This is a genomic window from Haloarcula vallismortis ATCC 29715, from assembly GCF_000337775.1.
GTDB classification, from domain to species: Archaea; Halobacteriota; Halobacteria; order Halobacteriales; family Haloarculaceae; genus Haloarcula; species Haloarcula vallismortis.
In genome coordinates this window covers 111,153-126,027 of record NZ_AOLQ01000012.1, presented here as the reverse complement: position 1 = coordinate 126,027, position 14,875 = coordinate 111,153, and the positions used below count along the sequence as shown (strand labels likewise).

Sequence of the window (14,875 nt, the reverse complement as noted above, 5' to 3'; positions counted from 1 at the left end):
CGGGCCCAACGCTCGGCCGGAACGACGCTCTTTTGCCCGCGCCACGCACGCTCTCGGGTATGACCGACGGTGAACCCGAGATCGACGACACGGACGATGAAGACGCGGAGGGGCTGACCTACGCGGAGACGGGCGTGGATATCGACGCCAGCGAGGCGGCGACGAAGGCGCTCATCGGCGCAGCCGGCGAGTTCGAGGGCGACTACGCCGGGCTTGTCGACATCGGCGACCAGTACCTCGCGCTCGCGACGGACGGTGTCGGCACGAAGCTCCTCGTCGCTGAGGCCGTCGACGACTACTCGACCATCGGCATCGACTGTATCGCGATGAACGCAAACGACCTCATCGCGACTGGCGTCGAGCCGGTGGCCTTTGTCGACTACCTCGCGGTCGAGACGCCCGACGAAGAGACGAGCGAGGACATCGGCGCAGGGCTCCGGACGGGGGCCGAACGGGCCGGCGTGGCGCTCGTGGGCGGCGAAACCGCTGTGATGCCGGACGTGATCAAGGGGCTGGACATCGCTGGCACCTGCGCCGGGCTGGCACCGAAAGACGCCGTCTTTCCCGGTGAGGCCGAGCCGGGTGACGCCATCGTCGGCTGGCCCTCCTCCGGGATTCACTCGAACGGCCTCACGCTCGCACGCGAAGCGGTCACACAGGACCACGACTACACCGACCCGTTCCCGCCGAGCCCTGACAGGACTATCGCCGAAGAACTGCTGACGCCGACCCGAATCTACAGCGAGGTACTGGAGCCGCTCCGGGCCAGTGAGACACACGCGGCCGCACACGTCACCGGCGGCGGCTGGACGAACCTCACGCGGATGGGGAGCTACCGGTACGAAATCACGGACCCGTTCGAGGCTCAGCCCGTCTTCGAGTTCGTCCAGCAGGAAGGCGAGGTCTCTGACGAGGAGATGCACCGGACGTTCAACATGGGGACCGGGTTCGTCGCAGCGGTTCCCGAGGCTGATGCTGAGGCACTCGTCGACGACAGCGAGGACGCTCGCGTGATCGGAAAAGTGGCTGACGGGGACGAGGCGGTCTCGATTCGCGGCCTCGAACTCACCGAGTGAGCGGCGCGACGGATGCCTGTCAGGCGCGTTCAGGCCGACAAGATGTCTTTACCGGCGGTCTCTTCTGCAATCCGAATTTGGAGTGCCTGCCGGATGTGGTATCTGGCCGCTTCGGTCTCGGCGGTTTCGAGGGCCTTTTCGAGTTCGGCATACAGTGGGTCGCTGGGACTGGCCATGTGAGTACGTCTATCGTTGGTGAGAATAGACATATATCCCTGACACTGTTTTCGGTAGTAAGCCACTCCTACAGGGAGTATGCGCCCACTATCTCCATTTGCGTTTGTGAGAATCAGAGTTAGCTAACCGTACGCGCGATATCCGCTTCGGTTATGACACCGATAGTTTCCCCACCTTCGACGACCATCACAGCGGCATTGTGGTTCAGGTAAGCGTCGACTTCGTCGATAGGTGCGTCGGGCTCTACGGTCGCGATGGATTCGTTCATCACTTCAGCCACCGGAAGGTCGCCGACGTTCTCTTCGGGACGTTGCCGGATATCGGAGTTGCCGATGAGCCCCTGCGGGGCCCCATCCCGAATGACGGGGACCTGTGAGTACCCCTTCTCGTCCATCAGGTCTTTCGTCTGGTGGACGGAGTCGTCGGGCGCGACGCCAACAACGGGCGAGTTCATCAGGTCGCGGGCCTTGATGATGCCGCCTTCGGCCTCTTCGAGGGCAGTTACGATGCGACGGAGTGTCGACAGCCGTGGGTCCACGTCACCACCTTCGATACGAGCGATAAGGGGTTGGGAGACGTCAGCCCGCTCTGCGAGTTCGCTCTGGGTCAGCCCGAGTTCATTGCGGCGTTCCCGCAGGTCCTGTGGCGTCGGTAAGTCCATATCGGCTAATTACCAGAGGTAATATAAAAAGCCCACGGCTACGGCGGCAAGCGGATCAAGGCGGGCTTCAGTTATGCTTCGGCTTCGGCTTCGTCCTCGTCGGCCTCGGTCTCGAATACCTCAACGACTTTCAGCGGGACATCCCGCAGCGCACCGCCGATCTCGCTCTTGGCGATCCGCTGGGCGTGCTCGGGGGATTCGGCGTTGAACACGTCCATCTCGAGTACCAGTCCGACAAGCGCTGTGTCGGCCGCAATAAACGCCGAATCGAACGGTTCGCCACAGGCCGGGCAGCCGGTCGCGCCGACTTCGACCTCAACGTAGTCCATCTCGGCTTCGTTGAGCCGCTTCCCCGCTTCGCTCACTGCTACACCGATAGCGTCGTCGATGTCGTCTACGTCACGAACCAGCCAGGCTGCTTCCATCGCCACGAGGTAGTTCATACACTAGCTCTCGTGGCCCGACTATTCGATAGTTTTGATTCGCGTCTGTTGCGCACGTCACCATTACTATCTCTATAACTTATGCGAACCAGCCATCTGAGTCACGCTCCCATTATATCTGATCGGCGAACCGTTCGGGTAGGCGTCTGGGTACTCAGGCATTTCGGCAAACCGCAAGACAGCGGCCCGATGGTTTTTCACGAACAATAATTTTTAACTGAAATGTGGCGACAAGACTTATATACTAGACCCACTCTGGATGGATCGAGGAAGATGGTAGCTCGACTGTACTCCGCAACGCTGTTCGCACTGTACCAACTCACCCTGCTGCTGGGCATCATGCTGCTGCCGGTAGCGATGGTCACGGAGCAGTTCGGTCTCCGACTGCCAATGGACCGGGCTGTCTCGGGACTTAACGAGGCATACGATCAGGCGAGCGCGTAAGCCGGGCGGCCAGTAGATACCTGACCGGACGGTGGCGGTCAGCCTCACCACAAAAAGAGGTTTTATCAGCGCCCGACCAGTATCGGACAGTAATGCGAGATATGACTCCGGGGTCGGACCTTTCTGGACCCCAGACTGCTGACGAGTTCCAGAGCGACCCGTATGCGCCCGAAGTCGGCGAGCTCCCCGAACAGTCCGCACAGGATTCGGAGAAGGTGAACAAGACCGGAACGACCACCATCGGAATCAGCACGTCCGACGGCGTCGTTATCGCGACGGATATGCGCGCCTCGCTTGGCGGTCGCTTCGTCTCGAACAAGAACGTCCAGAAGGTCGAGCAGATTCACCCCACGGCGGCGCTGACACTTGTCGGGAGTGTCGGCGGCGCACAGTCGTTCATCCGGACACTTCGAGCAGAGGTCAATCTCTACGAGGCACGCCGCGGTGAGGACATCAGCATGAAGGCCCTCTCGACGCTGGCCGGTAACTTCGCCCGCGGTGGCCCCTTCTTCGCTATCAACCCTATCCTCGGCGGCGTCGACGACGACGGCCACCACGTCTACTCCATCGACCCAGCTGGCGGCGTTATGAAAGACGACTACACTGTTACCGGCTCCGGGCTCACCGTCGCGTACGGCACCCTCGAAGACCGCTACGAGGAAGACATGACAAACGAGGAGGCAAAGGAAGTCGCTGCCGCCTCGATCAACGCCGCCGCCGAGCGCGACACCGGCTCCGGTAACGGGATCTACCTCGCGGATGTCACCGCCGAGGGCGTCGATATCAACGGCTACGACTTCGACGAACTGCTGTAAGCCGGCCTGTTACACGCTTTTTTCGCCGTTTATATCCGACAGCAGTCATCGTTCGTATCCGCCCGTTCCTCTGGCGACCCTGCACTGACGTGCGAACGAGAGAATTATACGGTCGGCTTCCGCATCGCCGGTATGGAACTGTTCGGGACCGCGGGAATCCGCGGTGATGTTGTATCGAAGGTGACGCCGGACCTTGCGTTGCGAGTCGGACAGGCTACTGGGCAGGACGGCGAGACGTTCGTGCTGGGGTACGACGGTCGCGTGACCTCGCCAGCGCTTGCTGATGCGATGGCCGCGGGACTGCAAAGCGCTGGCGCGCGCGTCGTCAGAATCGGCCGCGTTCCGACGCCGGCGCTGGCGTACGCCTCGCAGGGCCGCCATGGCGTGATGATTACCGCGAGCCACAACCCGCCGACGGACAACGGCATCAAGGTGTTCGCCGACGGCACTGAGTACGGTGACGACGACGAGACGCGCATCGAAGGGCGAATCGAGGACGGTTCAACGCCGACGGCCTGGCGCGACTGGGGCGACACAGAATCGGTCGACTACCTCGACGAGTATCGAGGCGCTGTCGCCGACTACGCCGAGTCACTCGGTGGCGACCCGTCGGGCCTGACAGTTGCCGTCGACTGCGGGAACGGCATGGCCAGCGTGGCGACGCCACAGGTCCTCCGGGAACTGGGTGCCGACGTGCTGGCGACGGAGGCAAACGTCGACGGGACCTTCCCCGGCCGAGAAAGCAAGCCAACGCCGGAGACACTGGCCGATTTCCGTGCGTTCGTCGCCGAGTCCGACGCCGACTTCGGGTTCGGCCACGACGGCGACGCCGACCGTATCGTCGTCGTCGACGCCGACGGTGATGTCATTCACGAGGACACGATACTTGCGATGCTGGCCGAACATTACACACGCGCCGCGGATATCTCGGACCCAGTCGTGGTGACGACACCGAACGCCTCCGGCCGCATCGACGAGCGTGTCGAAGCCGCTGGCGGCCGTGTCGAGCGCATCCACCTCGGTTCGCTTCACGTGGGCATCGCCGATGTCCGCGCGGACGCGACCGACGAAACCGAGGTTGTCTTCGCCGCGGAACCGTGGAAGCACATTCACACCGCCTTCGGCGGCTGGATCGACGGCGTGGCCAGCGCGGCCGTGTTGACGCGCCTCTTCGCCGCGGAGAGCGTCGCTGACAGGCGGGCCGTTATCTCCGAGCGCCCCTACGAGAAGGTGAGCGTCGAGTGTCCCGACGACGCCAAAGCCGAGACGATGGGACGACTGGAATCCAGCCTGCCGGATGCGTTCCCTGAGGCCGACGTCTCGACCGAGTACGGCGTCCGACTCTCCTTCGACGACGGGTCGTGGACACTCGTCCGACCGAGCGGCACTGAGCCGTACGTCCGAGTGTACGCAGAGAGCGACGACATCGACGCGCTGGTCGCAGATACCACGCAGGCCGTCCGCGACGCTGTCGAGGCTGTCAGCGCCGCCGACGCCTGAACCGCCGGCCGCTACTGAGACCGATAGAATTTCTACACGGCCCTTCGACGCCCAGTGCATGGAGGCTCTCCTCGACGCAGCAAGAGACGCCATCGACGAGGCGTATGCACCGTACTCAGAGTACACCGTTGGCGCAGCGCTGGAAACGAGCGACGGTAGCGTCTACACCGGCTGTAACATCGAGAATGCGAACTACAGTAACAGCTTACACGCCGAAGAAGTAGCCATCGGTGCGGCTGTCAGCGACGGGCATCAATCGTTCGAGCGCGTCGCCGTCACCTCTGGCAAGCGAGACGGTGTCACCCCCTGTGGGATGTGCCGCCAGACGTTCAGCGAATTCTGTGACGAATCGTTCGAGATCATCACCGACGGCGACGAACCGACGGTGTACGAGCTCGGGGAGCTCCTGCCAACGACGATAACCAGCGATCATCTCGACAAATGACAAGCGATAGTGAAGACCCGAACGACGACGTACAGTACCATCTGGAAGTGAGCGACGACGACGTGGCCGACAGCGTCCTGCTGCCGGGCAACCCCGAGCGCGTCGAAAAGGTCGTCGACTACTGGGACGACCACGACATCGTCGCCGAACACCGCGAGTACCGTACGGCGACGGGCACCCACGACGGGACACCTATCTCCGTGACCTCGACTGGTATCGGTGGCCCGTCAGCCGCAATCGCGCTCGAAGAACTGGCCCGCGTCGGCGCTGACTCGTTCATCCGCGTCGGCTCCTGTGGCGCAATTCAGGAGGAAGCCAGCATCGGCGACCTCGTCATCACGACCGGTGCAGTGCGACAGGAGGGGACCAGCAAGGAGTACGTCCGCGAAGATTACCCCGCCAGCGCCGACCACCGGATCGTTTCGGCGCTCGTCGCCGCCGCCGAGGAACTCGGCTACGACTACCACCTCGGCGTCACCTGCTCGACGGACAGTTTCTACGCCGGCCAGTCGCGTCCCGGATTCGAGGACTTCGAGGCCAGCGGCAGCGACGAACGCATCGCGGCACTGCAGGAGGCTGGCGTCCTCAACTTCGAAATGGAGGCCGCCACAATCCTCACGCTTGCGAACCTGTACGGCCTGCGGGCCGGCGCTGTCTGTACGGTGTACGCTAACCGCGTCACCGGCGAGTTCCGCACCGAAGGGGAGCGCAAAGCGGCCAAGTGTGCCAGCCTCGCTGTGTCGTATCTCGCCGAGATGGACGCGGCTGTCGAGGAAGCAGATGCCGACGGCTGGCACGCCGGTCTGTCTATCGACCGCTAGGGTTCGCCACTGGTGCTAAGTGTGAGCGGCCGGGGTTGTGGTTCAGCGGTGGCGGAGAGGCATACCGCGCGAGCGGAGCGAGCGCGGTTTCCCCGGACGCGAATGGAGTGAGCGTCCGGCCTTTTTCGCCCACGTTTTTCAAGGAGCGGTTCGCGCGGTCAGCGCGAACCCGACGCAGAAAAAGGTGGTCTCACATATCAGGCCAGGCCTTGGCGGCCCGACCGACACTCGTAACGTCGTTGATCCAGCGGGCGGCAATCGCCTTTTTCAGCAGTTTCGCCGGCAGTCCGCCGAAGGTTTCGATAGGCACGTTCACCACGTCGTGGGCGACGGCTTTCTCCCCAACCGAGACGACTGTCCCCTTGTCTTTGTGGGTCCATGTTTTGAGCGGCTGCCCGCGCACGGCGCGGGCGAGGTTCTCGCCGGCCACCTCGGCGGCTTGCCAGGCGGCCTGAGCCGTCGGCGGCGCGGGCTGGTCTCCGGGCTGGTCGATCAGCGCCGAGTCACCGATAGCGAAGACGTGCTCGTCGTCGGTCTGGAAGTTCCCTTCCGCGTGGACGCGATGATTCCGTTCGTCCTTGTCGAGGTCGACATCCTGCATGCAGTCCCGGCCCGTGATACCACCCGTCCAGACCAGCACGTCGTAGTCGAGTTCGTCCTCGTCACCGATGTACACGGTCTCCTCGTCGACCTCGCCGATGAACTCCCCGCACTTGATGTTCACGTCGGCGGCTTCCAGGCGCTTGCGCAGAGCGCCCTGAAGCTCGGGGTCGCTGTTTGGCAGGACCTGGTCGAGACCTTCGACGAGGTGAATTCCGATGGGCGCGTTGTGTTCGTCACGGAACTCGGCAACCTCGCCGGCGGTCTGGATGCCAGAGAGGCCAGCGCCGCCGATGACGACCTGCGCGGGGTCGTTCGTGGAGGCCTCACGAGCGGCCTGCTGGATGGCGTCGTGGATATCGAGCGCGTCGTCGAGACTCTTGAGCGTCAGCGCGTGCTCTTCGAGCCCGTCGATTCCGAAGAATGCAGTCTGCGAGCCCAGCCCCACGAGCAGGTAGTCGTACTCGACAGTGTCGGAGTCGGCCAGTTCCACTTCTCGGGCGTCGGTGTCGATACCAACGACCTCGTCCTGAATGAACGCCGTCGAGGGCTGTTTAATCTCGTGGACGGGAATAGCGATATTCTCCTGCACACTCGGGTCCCGGATACAGCGGTGGGACTCGTGTAACACCAGATGATAATCCGTCTCGGAGACCCACGTGACGTCAACGTCCGTCTCACTGTCTAACTCGTCCGCTAAACTCTTGATTGCCCCCGCGCCAGCGTACCCCGCTCCGAGCACGACCACGTTCTCTGTCATACCGGAGACTCCGCAACCGACTGATACAAACCCTTTGAAATCCCTCTCATCGGGAGAGCAATTCTCCAGCGATACCCGTGGTAGGGTACGATGCGGCCTCGGTGACCGCAGAAAAACAATCCAAAAGACCAGTGAGACGTACTAGTGTTCCGGTTCGCCCGCCGGCGCCCGCATATCGTCGATAGCGAGGATGAGCTTGTTGTTGGTGTCGTCCTTTCCTTCGAGGGTCCCGATAATCTGGAGCTTCGACAGCGGTGTCGGTCCGACTGTCACCGAGTCGCCCTCGTGGAATTCGGACATCGTGCCCTGCAGCTGAATCTCTGCCCGGCACTCCTCGGGGTGGTGGACGCTGGTCAGGTCGATCTCCTCGACGTTCGAGTGTTCGACGAGCTCGCCGTTATGACGTAGCGGAACTTCCGCTGCCTGATCCATGTCCTGAATCTGGAGCGCGTCGTAGGCGTTGGCGGTGGGCTTGTACCCTCCCTTGGGGCCAGGGACGCCCTCGACAAGCTGCAGGGCTTTGAGGCTCTGCATCTGGTTGCGAATCGTCCCGGGGTTTCGGTCAACTTTCTCGGCAATATCCTCGCCTTTGACGGCGCTTTCACTTTCCCGATAGAGATTTACCAGTTCCTGCAGAATGTTCTTTTGACTGGGTGTCAGTTCGATAGATGACATAATCTCCTGTTCGGTACAGCCGTCCTTAAATGCGACGGTAAACCGTCTGGAACCGTCCCAGAATCGCGGAAAACGTTAGTACTTTATTCCAGCGCTGACCTGACACAGATATGGAAAGTCAGCGTGTTCTGGTGACCGGCGGTGGCGGGTTCATCGGGGCAAACCTCGCGAACAAACTGGCCGAAAACAACGATGTCGTCGCCCTGGATGACGGCTACCTCGGCACGCCGGAAAACGTATCAGAAGACGTAGAGTACGTCGAACAGAGCGTCCTCGATGACGACCTGCCGACCGACGTAGACGTGGTGTTTCACCTCGCGGCACTCTCTTCCTACGCGATGCACGAGGACAACCCGACCCACGGCGCTCGCGTGAATGTCGAGGGGTTCGTCAACACGGTCGAGCAGGCCCGTGACGACGGCTGTGACACCGTCGTCTATGCCTCGACGTCCTCCATCTACGGGAGTCGGACGGAGCCGTCGCCGGAGGACATGGATGTGACGGTCAACACCGGCTATGAGGCTTCGAAGATGGCCCGGGAGACCTACGCCGAGTACTTCCAGAACCACTACGACCTCACGCTGGCCGGCATGCGCTTTTTCTCGGTGTATCAGGGCTACGGCGGCGCAGAGGAGCACAAAGGCGAGTACGCGAACGTCATCGCCCAGTTCGCCGACGACCTGGCCAGCGGCGACGCGCCGAAGCTGTACGGCGACGGCGAGCAGACCCGCGATTTCACCTACGTCGACGACATCGTGCGCGGGCTCGTGCTGGCCGCCGAACACGAGCTGAACGGCGTGTACAACCTCGGTACCGGCGAGGCCTACGACTTCAACACCGTCGTCGAGATGCTGAACGACGAACTCGGAACGGATATCGAGCCGGAGTACGTCGAGAACCCGATTCCCGAGGACGTGTACGTCCACGACACCTGTGCTGACTTCTCAAGAATGCACGACGCGACCGGCTGGGAGCCGGAGATCAGCTTCGAAGAGGGCATCGAGCTGGTCTGTGCGCCCTACACGTAGGGCCGCTGAATATCGCTGGCCCACCGCTGGGTCTTTATTGGCCGCCTGTGGAGGCGACGATATGCAACGACAGGTTCGCGTCCTCGGCGTCCCGATGGACCTCGGGGCCGACCGGCGTGGCGTCGACATGGGGCCGTCGGCGATACGGTACGGCGGCCTCGCAGACCAGTTGGAAGGTATCGGTATCGACTGCGTCGACGGCGGCGACATCGCTGTACCGCGACCGGAGGAACGTGACCCTGACGCTGGCGGCCTGAAGAGCGGTCGCGCGAAGTTCTTCAGAGAGACGAAGGAAGTCTGTGAGGACGTGACAACGGCGGTCGATGCGACGCTCCGGGAAGGACGGTTTCCGCTCGTTCTGGGCGGTGACCACTCTATCGGCATCGGAACGATGGCCGGCGCAGTCCGTGACGACGAGGAACTGGGCGTCATCTGGTTCGACGCCCACGGCGATTTCAACACGCCGGAGACAACACCAAGCGGAAACATCCACGGAATGTCGCTTGCGGCCGTTCTCGGGCTGGGCCCGTTCACCGACCACGAGTGGGCGCACACACCCGCAGTGAGCGAGGAAAACGTCGTCATCGTCGGCCTGCGGGACGTGGACAACGAGGAGCGCCGGCTGATCGAAGACAGCGATATCACGGCGTACACGATGTCGGATATCGACGCTCGGAGCGCGCCCGAAATTGTCGACGAGGGTCTAGAGATTGCGACGGACGGGACGGACGGCATACACGTCTCGCTTGACCTCGACTGGCTCGACCCGACAGAGGCCCCTGGGGTCGGGACGCCGGTCCGTGGCGGCGTCTCCTACCGCGAGGCCCATATCGCGATGGAGTACGTCGCCGAACACCACGACCAGCTGCGTTCGATGGAACTGGTCGAGGTGAACCCGATTCTCGACGAGCACAACCGCACCGCCGAACTGGCCTGTGAACTCGTTGCCAGTGCCTTCGGTAAGCGGGTGCTGTAGCTGTTTAGACGGCAAGAAAGCGACTGCAAACGACGCGGGCCAAAAATCGAGCTTAGTCTTCTGTAACAGCCGGCACGACCGTCACGCTCGCGACGCGGTCGTCGCCTTCCAGACCCATAATCGTGACACCCTTCGTGTTCCGACCGACCTGTGACACGTCACCAGCGCGGATACGCATAATCTGTCCCTGCTCGGACATGATGACCAGATGGTCATCGTCGGAGACGGCCTTGGCGGTCGACACGCGACCGTTGCGGTCGTCTGTCTTGATGTCGATGAGGCCCTTGCCGTAGCGGGACTGGGTGCGGTACTCGTCGAGTTTGGTCCGCTTCCCGAAGCCGTGCTCGGTCACGGTCAACAGCGACCGTGAATCGTCGTCATCGGTGGCGACCATCGCCGCGACCTTGTCGTCGCCCTGCAGTTTGATGCCGTTGACACCGCGGGCCGAGCGTCCCATCTCACTGACTTCGCTCTCGCTGAAGCGGATGGTCATCCCCGCCTCCGTGGCGATGACGAGGTCGCCGGTGCCGTCGGTGACGTCCACGTCGATGAGTTCGTCACCGTCTTCGAGTTTGGCGGCGATGATGCCCGTCGAGAGGATGTTCTCGAACTCAGAACAGCAGGTCCGCTTGACGTAGCCGTTTCGGGTCACCATCGTAATACACTCGTCGTCGCCGAACTCGTCGGTCGAGACGACGGCGGTCAGTTCCTCGCCGTCGTCTAGATCAATGAGGTTGATGGCGGACTTGCCCCGAGCGGTGCGGGACATCTCCGGAATCTCGTAGGTCTTGAGCCGGTAAACCTGTCCCTGATTGGTGAAACAGAGCAGGTAATCGTGGCTGTTGGCCCGGAAGACCTTCGAGACGCGGTCGTTCTCCTTGGGGTCGGCCCCGATAATCCCCTTGCCGCCGCGGTTCTGGGGATCGAAGTTCTCGACCGGCATCCGCTTGATGTAGTCGTCCTCGGTGATGACGACAACGCAGTCTTCCTCGGGGATGAGGTCTTCGTGGGTGACCTGACCCTCGTCCTCGATGATGCTCGTCCGACGGTCGTCGTCGTAGTCGTCTTTGACCTCCTGAAGTTCGTCAGCGATAACGCCGTCAAGTTTCTCGCGGCTGTTGAGGACGGATTCGAGGTAGTCGATGGTGTCTTGCACGTCCTCGTACTCGTCCTCGATTTCGGCTGCTTCCATCGAGGTGAGCGAGCCGAGCTGCATCCGGACGATGTGGGCGGCCTGCTCCTCGGAGAACTCGAAAGACGCCTGCAGGCCGGACCGGGCAGCGTCGCGGTCCTCACTGTTCTGGATGAGATCGACTACGTCCTCGACGTTCTCTAACGCCCTCAGTCGGCCTTCGAGGATGTGGGCGCGGTCCTCTGCCTCGGCGAGGTCGTACTCGGAGCGTCGTCGAACGACCTCGCGGCGGTGGTCGATGTAGTGCTGGAGACTCTCTTTGAGGGAGAGCACCTTCGGCTGGCCATCGACCAGCGCGAGGTTGATAACGCCGAAGGTCGATTCTAGATGGTGGTCGAGCAGCCGGTTTTCGACCACGTCGACGTTCGCCCCTCGCTTGAGTTCGACGACGATACGGACGCCGTTGCGGTCGGACTCGTCGCGGAGGTCGGAAATCCCCTCGATCTTCCCCTCGTTCACGTCGTCGGCGATGCGCTCGACGACGCGGGCCTTGTTCTCTTGGTAGGGGAGTTCGCTGATGACGATGCGACCCTCTTCCGGGTCGACCTCGTACTCCGCGCGGACTCGCAAGCGGCCACGGCCGGTCGCGTACGCCGAGTAGATGGCGTCGCGGCCGACGATGTTGCCGCCGGTCGGGAAGTCCGGCCCCGTGACGTGCTCCATCAGGTCCTCGACGGTGGCATCGGGGTTTTCAAGCAGGTGGACCGTCGCGTCGACCAGTTCCCCGAGGTTGTGCGGCGGGATGTTGGTCGACATCCCGACGGCAATGCCCGAAGAGCCGTTCAGCAGGAGGTTCGGGACCTTCGACGGTAACACGTCGGGTTCCTGCAGGCGGTCGTCGTAGTTGCTGGAGAAGTCGACGGTGTCCTTCTCGATGTCTTCCAGCAGTTCCTCGGCGATGGGGGCCATCCGCGCCTCCGTGTACCGCATGGCGGCCGCCGGGTCGCCGTCCATCGAGCCGAAGTTCCCTTGGCCGTCTATCAACGGATACCGCATCGAGAAGTCCTGTGCCATCCGGACGAGCGTGTCGTAGATGGCCGAGTCGCCGTGTGGGTGGTAGTCACCCATCGTGTCCCCGACAATCGAGGAGGACTTCCGGTGGGCGGAGTTCGAGGAGACGCCCATCTCGTGCATCGCATAGAGGATACGCCGATGGACGGGTTTGAGACCGTCCCGAACGTCAGGGAGCGCTCGTCCCGCGATGACCGACATCGCGTAGTCGATGTAGGACTGCTCCATCTCGTCCTCGATGCGGACGTGCTTGATCTGCTCTGCCGGTGCGTTCGGATCGTTAGCGTCGGAACTCATATGTCGACCCACTCCGCTTCAGGCGAGTGCTCCTTGATGAACTCCTTGCGCGGTTCGACGGCGTCGCCCATCAGGATGTTGAACATCTTGTCGGCGGCCGCGGCATCCTCGATGGTTATCTGCTTGAGAATCCGATTGTCGGGATTCATCGTCGTCTCCCAGAGCTGATCGGGGTTCATCTCGCCCAGGCCCTTGAACCGCTGGACCTGAGTGGGGTTCCCGTCGCACTTCTCTTCGATGATCCTGTCGCGCTCCGCGTCTGTCATCGCATCGTAGGTGTTCCCGCGGTAGCGAATCCGGTACAGCGGCGGCTGGGAGGCGTAGACGTAGCCGGCCTCCAGCAGCGGCTTCATGTGCCGGTAGAACAGCGTCAACAGGAGCGTCCGGATGTGTGCCCCGTCGACGTCTGCGTCGGTCATCAGGATAATCTTCTCGTAACGCAGGTCCTCGATATCGAACTCGTCGCCGATACCGGTCCCGAGCGCGGTGATGAGGTTCCGTATCTCGTTGTTCTCTAGAATCCGGTCCAGTCGGTGTTTCTCGACGTTCAGAATCTTCCCCTTGATCGGGAGGATGGCCTGAAAGTCGGGATTACGGCCCTGTTTGGCGCTACCGCCCGCAGAGTCACCCTCGGCGATGAACAGTTCGGCTTCCTCGGGGTCCCGCGTCTGGCAGTCGGCCAGTTTGCCGGGCAGTGCGGTTGAGTCGAGCGCCGATTTCCGCCGGGTGAGCTCCTCGGCCTTCTGTGCGGCCTTCCGTGCTTTCGCTGCCTCGACTGCCTTCCCGACGATGGCTTCGGCCGTGTCGGGGTTCTCCTCGAAGAAGGTCGCCAGTCCGTCGTGCATCGCCGATTCGACGATCCCACGGACCTCGCTGTTGCCGAGTTTCGTCTTGGTCTGCCCTTCAAACTGTGGGTCAGGATGTTTGACAGAAATGACAGCCGTCAGCCCCTCGCGGATGTCGTCACCTTTGAGCGTGTCGTCCAGATCCTTCAGCAGATTATTGTCGGTTGCGTAGTCGTTGATGACCCGTGTGAGTGATGTTTTGAATCCTGTGAGGTGTGTCCCGCCTTCGCGTGTATTGATATTGTTGGCGAAGGCGTGGATCGAACCCTGCAGGTCGTCGGTTCCCTGCATGGCGATTTCGACCTGTACCGGTCCCTCTGCGATCTCCTCTTCGTCTTCGAAGTAGATGATGTCGCGGTGGAGCGGGTCCTTGGTCTCGTTCAAATACTCGACAAACTCGCGGATGCCGCCGTCGTAGGCGAACGTCTCCGTTTCGCCGTCGCGCTCGTCGATGATAGAGATGGCGACGCCGGAGTTGAGGAAGGCGAGTTCACGCAGTCGAGACGACAGCGTCGAGAACTTGAACTCGCCGGTCTCGAAGATCTCGTCGTCGGGCCAGAACCGGACGGTCGTGCCCGTCTCTTCATCGGGTTCGAGGTCCCGAACTTTCTTCAGGTCGTACTCCGGCTTGCCGTGGTCGAAGCGCTGCTTCCAGAGCGCGCCGTCGCGCCTGACCTCGACTTCGAGCCACTTCGAGAGGGCGTTGACCACGCTTACCCCGACCCCGTGGAGACCCCCGGAGACCTGATAGGACTTGTTGTCGAATTTCCCACCAGCGTGGAGAATCGTCATCACGACCTCGACAGCTGGGCGGCCGTGCTCTTCGTGGGTGTCGACGGGGATGCCCCGACCGTCGTCGCTGACAGAGACGGAGCCGTCGTCGTGAATCGTTACGTCGATGTTGTCACAGTAGCCGGCGAGCGCCTCGTCGATCGCGTTGTCGACCACCTCATAGACGAGATGATGGAGGCCACGAGCGTCCGTCGACCCGATATACATCGCGGGCCGCTTCTGGACGGCTTCCAGCCCTTCGAGGGTCTGGATCGACTTTGCGCCGTACTCATCAGACTCTCCTGACATAGGAACTTACCAGTCCTAATGGAGGGGGA

The 14,875-nt window shown here is 62.2% G+C and carries 15 protein-coding genes; 8 read left to right on the top strand and 7 right to left on the bottom strand.

The genetic code is table 11. The features are described from left to right. Positions 1–59: 59 nt before the first annotated feature. Positions 60–1,076 (top strand): phosphoribosylformylglycinamidine cyclo-ligase, encoded by a 1,017-nt coding sequence (purM, locus tag C437_RS04580; protein WP_004515720.1) that lies wholly within the window; start codon positions 60–62, stop codon positions 1,074–1,076. Positions 1,077–1,105: 29 nt separating this feature from the next. On the opposite strand, the gene C437_RS04575 is transcribed toward purM, so the two are convergent. The 3 genes from C437_RS04575 to C437_RS04565 all read right to left on the bottom strand — a co-directional run bounded on the left by C437_RS04575 (position 1,106) and on the right by C437_RS04565 (position 2,357). Next, the gene (locus C437_RS04575) at positions 1,106–1,285 is read right to left on the bottom strand and encodes a hypothetical protein (RefSeq protein ID WP_049919601.1); all 180 of its coding nucleotides are present in this window, start codon (positions 1,283–1,285) and stop codon (positions 1,106–1,108) included. 86 nt (positions 1,286–1,371) lie between these two features. Further along, on the bottom strand, positions 1,372–1,914 hold the full coding sequence (locus C437_RS04570) for a CBS domain-containing protein (protein ID WP_004515718.1): 543 nt from the start codon (positions 1,912–1,914) through the stop codon (positions 1,372–1,374). A 71-nt stretch (positions 1,915–1,985) separates the two neighbouring features. Continuing rightward, positions 1,986–2,357 (bottom strand): DUF555 domain-containing protein, encoded by a 372-nt coding sequence (locus C437_RS04565; protein ID WP_004515717.1) that lies wholly within the window; start codon positions 2,355–2,357, stop codon positions 1,986–1,988. A 273-nt stretch (positions 2,358–2,630) separates the two neighbouring features. On the opposite strand from C437_RS04565, the gene C437_RS20475 reads away from it, so the two are divergent. The 5 genes from C437_RS20475 (at position 2,631) to C437_RS04545 (ending at position 6,382) form a co-directional block, all read left to right on the top strand. Further along, positions 2,631–2,801: a hypothetical protein gene (locus C437_RS20475; RefSeq protein WP_004515716.1), complete on the top strand. Its 171-nt coding sequence runs from the start codon at positions 2,631–2,633 to the stop codon at positions 2,799–2,801. 92 nt (positions 2,802–2,893) lie between these two features. Then, positions 2,894–3,616, top strand: coding sequence for an archaeal proteasome endopeptidase complex subunit beta (gene psmB, locus C437_RS04560; RefSeq protein ID WP_004515715.1), 723 nt, complete (start codon positions 2,894–2,896; stop codon positions 3,614–3,616). A 132-nt stretch (positions 3,617–3,748) separates the two neighbouring features. Continuing rightward, complete coding sequence (locus C437_RS04555; RefSeq protein ID WP_004515714.1) at positions 3,749–5,116, top strand: phosphopentomutase/phosphoglucosamine mutase; 1,368 nt, start codon at positions 3,749–3,751, stop codon at positions 5,114–5,116. A gap of 58 nt (positions 5,117–5,174) precedes the next feature. Next, positions 5,175–5,561, top strand: coding sequence for a cytidine deaminase (cdd, locus tag C437_RS04550; protein ID WP_004515713.1), 387 nt, complete (start codon positions 5,175–5,177; stop codon positions 5,559–5,561). Then, positions 5,558–6,382 (top strand): nucleoside phosphorylase, encoded by an 825-nt coding sequence (locus C437_RS04545; RefSeq protein WP_004515712.1) that lies wholly within the window; start codon positions 5,558–5,560, stop codon positions 6,380–6,382. Before cdd ends, C437_RS04545 begins: the two co-directional genes overlap by 4 nt. 190 nt (positions 6,383–6,572) lie before the next feature. Here the strand turns inward: C437_RS04545 and C437_RS04540 are convergent, their stop codons facing one another. Together C437_RS04540 and C437_RS04535 are read right to left on the bottom strand one after the other, a co-directional pair. Then, positions 6,573–7,742, bottom strand: a complete 1,170-nt coding sequence (locus C437_RS04540) for an NAD(P)/FAD-dependent oxidoreductase (protein WP_004515711.1) — start codon at positions 7,740–7,742, stop codon at positions 6,573–6,575. A 141-nt stretch (positions 7,743–7,883) separates the two neighbouring features. Further along, on the bottom strand, positions 7,884–8,417 hold the full coding sequence (locus C437_RS04535; protein ID WP_004515710.1) for an Rrf2 family transcriptional regulator: 534 nt from the start codon (positions 8,415–8,417) through the stop codon (positions 7,884–7,886). A gap of 110 nt (positions 8,418–8,527) precedes the next feature. Here C437_RS04535 and C437_RS04530 point away from each other — a divergent pair, with 110 nt between their 5' ends. Continuing rightward, positions 8,528–9,445 carry an NAD-dependent epimerase/dehydratase family protein gene (locus C437_RS04530; protein WP_004515709.1) on the top strand — a complete coding sequence of 306 codons (918 nt, stop codon included), beginning with the start codon at positions 8,528–8,530 and terminating at the stop codon, positions 9,443–9,445. A 61-nt stretch (positions 9,446–9,506) separates the two neighbouring features. Continuing rightward, positions 9,507–10,421 carry an arginase gene (gene rocF / locus C437_RS04525; RefSeq protein WP_004515708.1) on the top strand — a complete coding sequence of 305 codons (915 nt, stop codon included), beginning with the start codon at positions 9,507–9,509 and terminating at the stop codon, positions 10,419–10,421. Positions 10,422–10,473: 52 nt separating this feature from the next. On the opposite strand, the gene gyrA is transcribed toward rocF, so the two are convergent. Both gyrA and gyrB read right to left on the bottom strand, forming a co-directional pair. Then, the gene (gyrA, locus tag C437_RS04520) at positions 10,474–12,921 is read right to left on the bottom strand and encodes a DNA gyrase subunit A (RefSeq protein WP_004515707.1); all 2,448 of its coding nucleotides are present in this window, start codon (positions 12,919–12,921) and stop codon (positions 10,474–10,476) included. Next, positions 12,918–14,846, bottom strand: a complete 1,929-nt coding sequence (gyrB, locus tag C437_RS04515; protein ID WP_004515706.1) for a DNA topoisomerase (ATP-hydrolyzing) subunit B — start codon at positions 14,844–14,846, stop codon at positions 12,918–12,920. Before gyrB ends, gyrA begins: the two co-directional genes overlap by 4 nt. Positions 14,847–14,875: the final 29 nt, after the last annotated feature.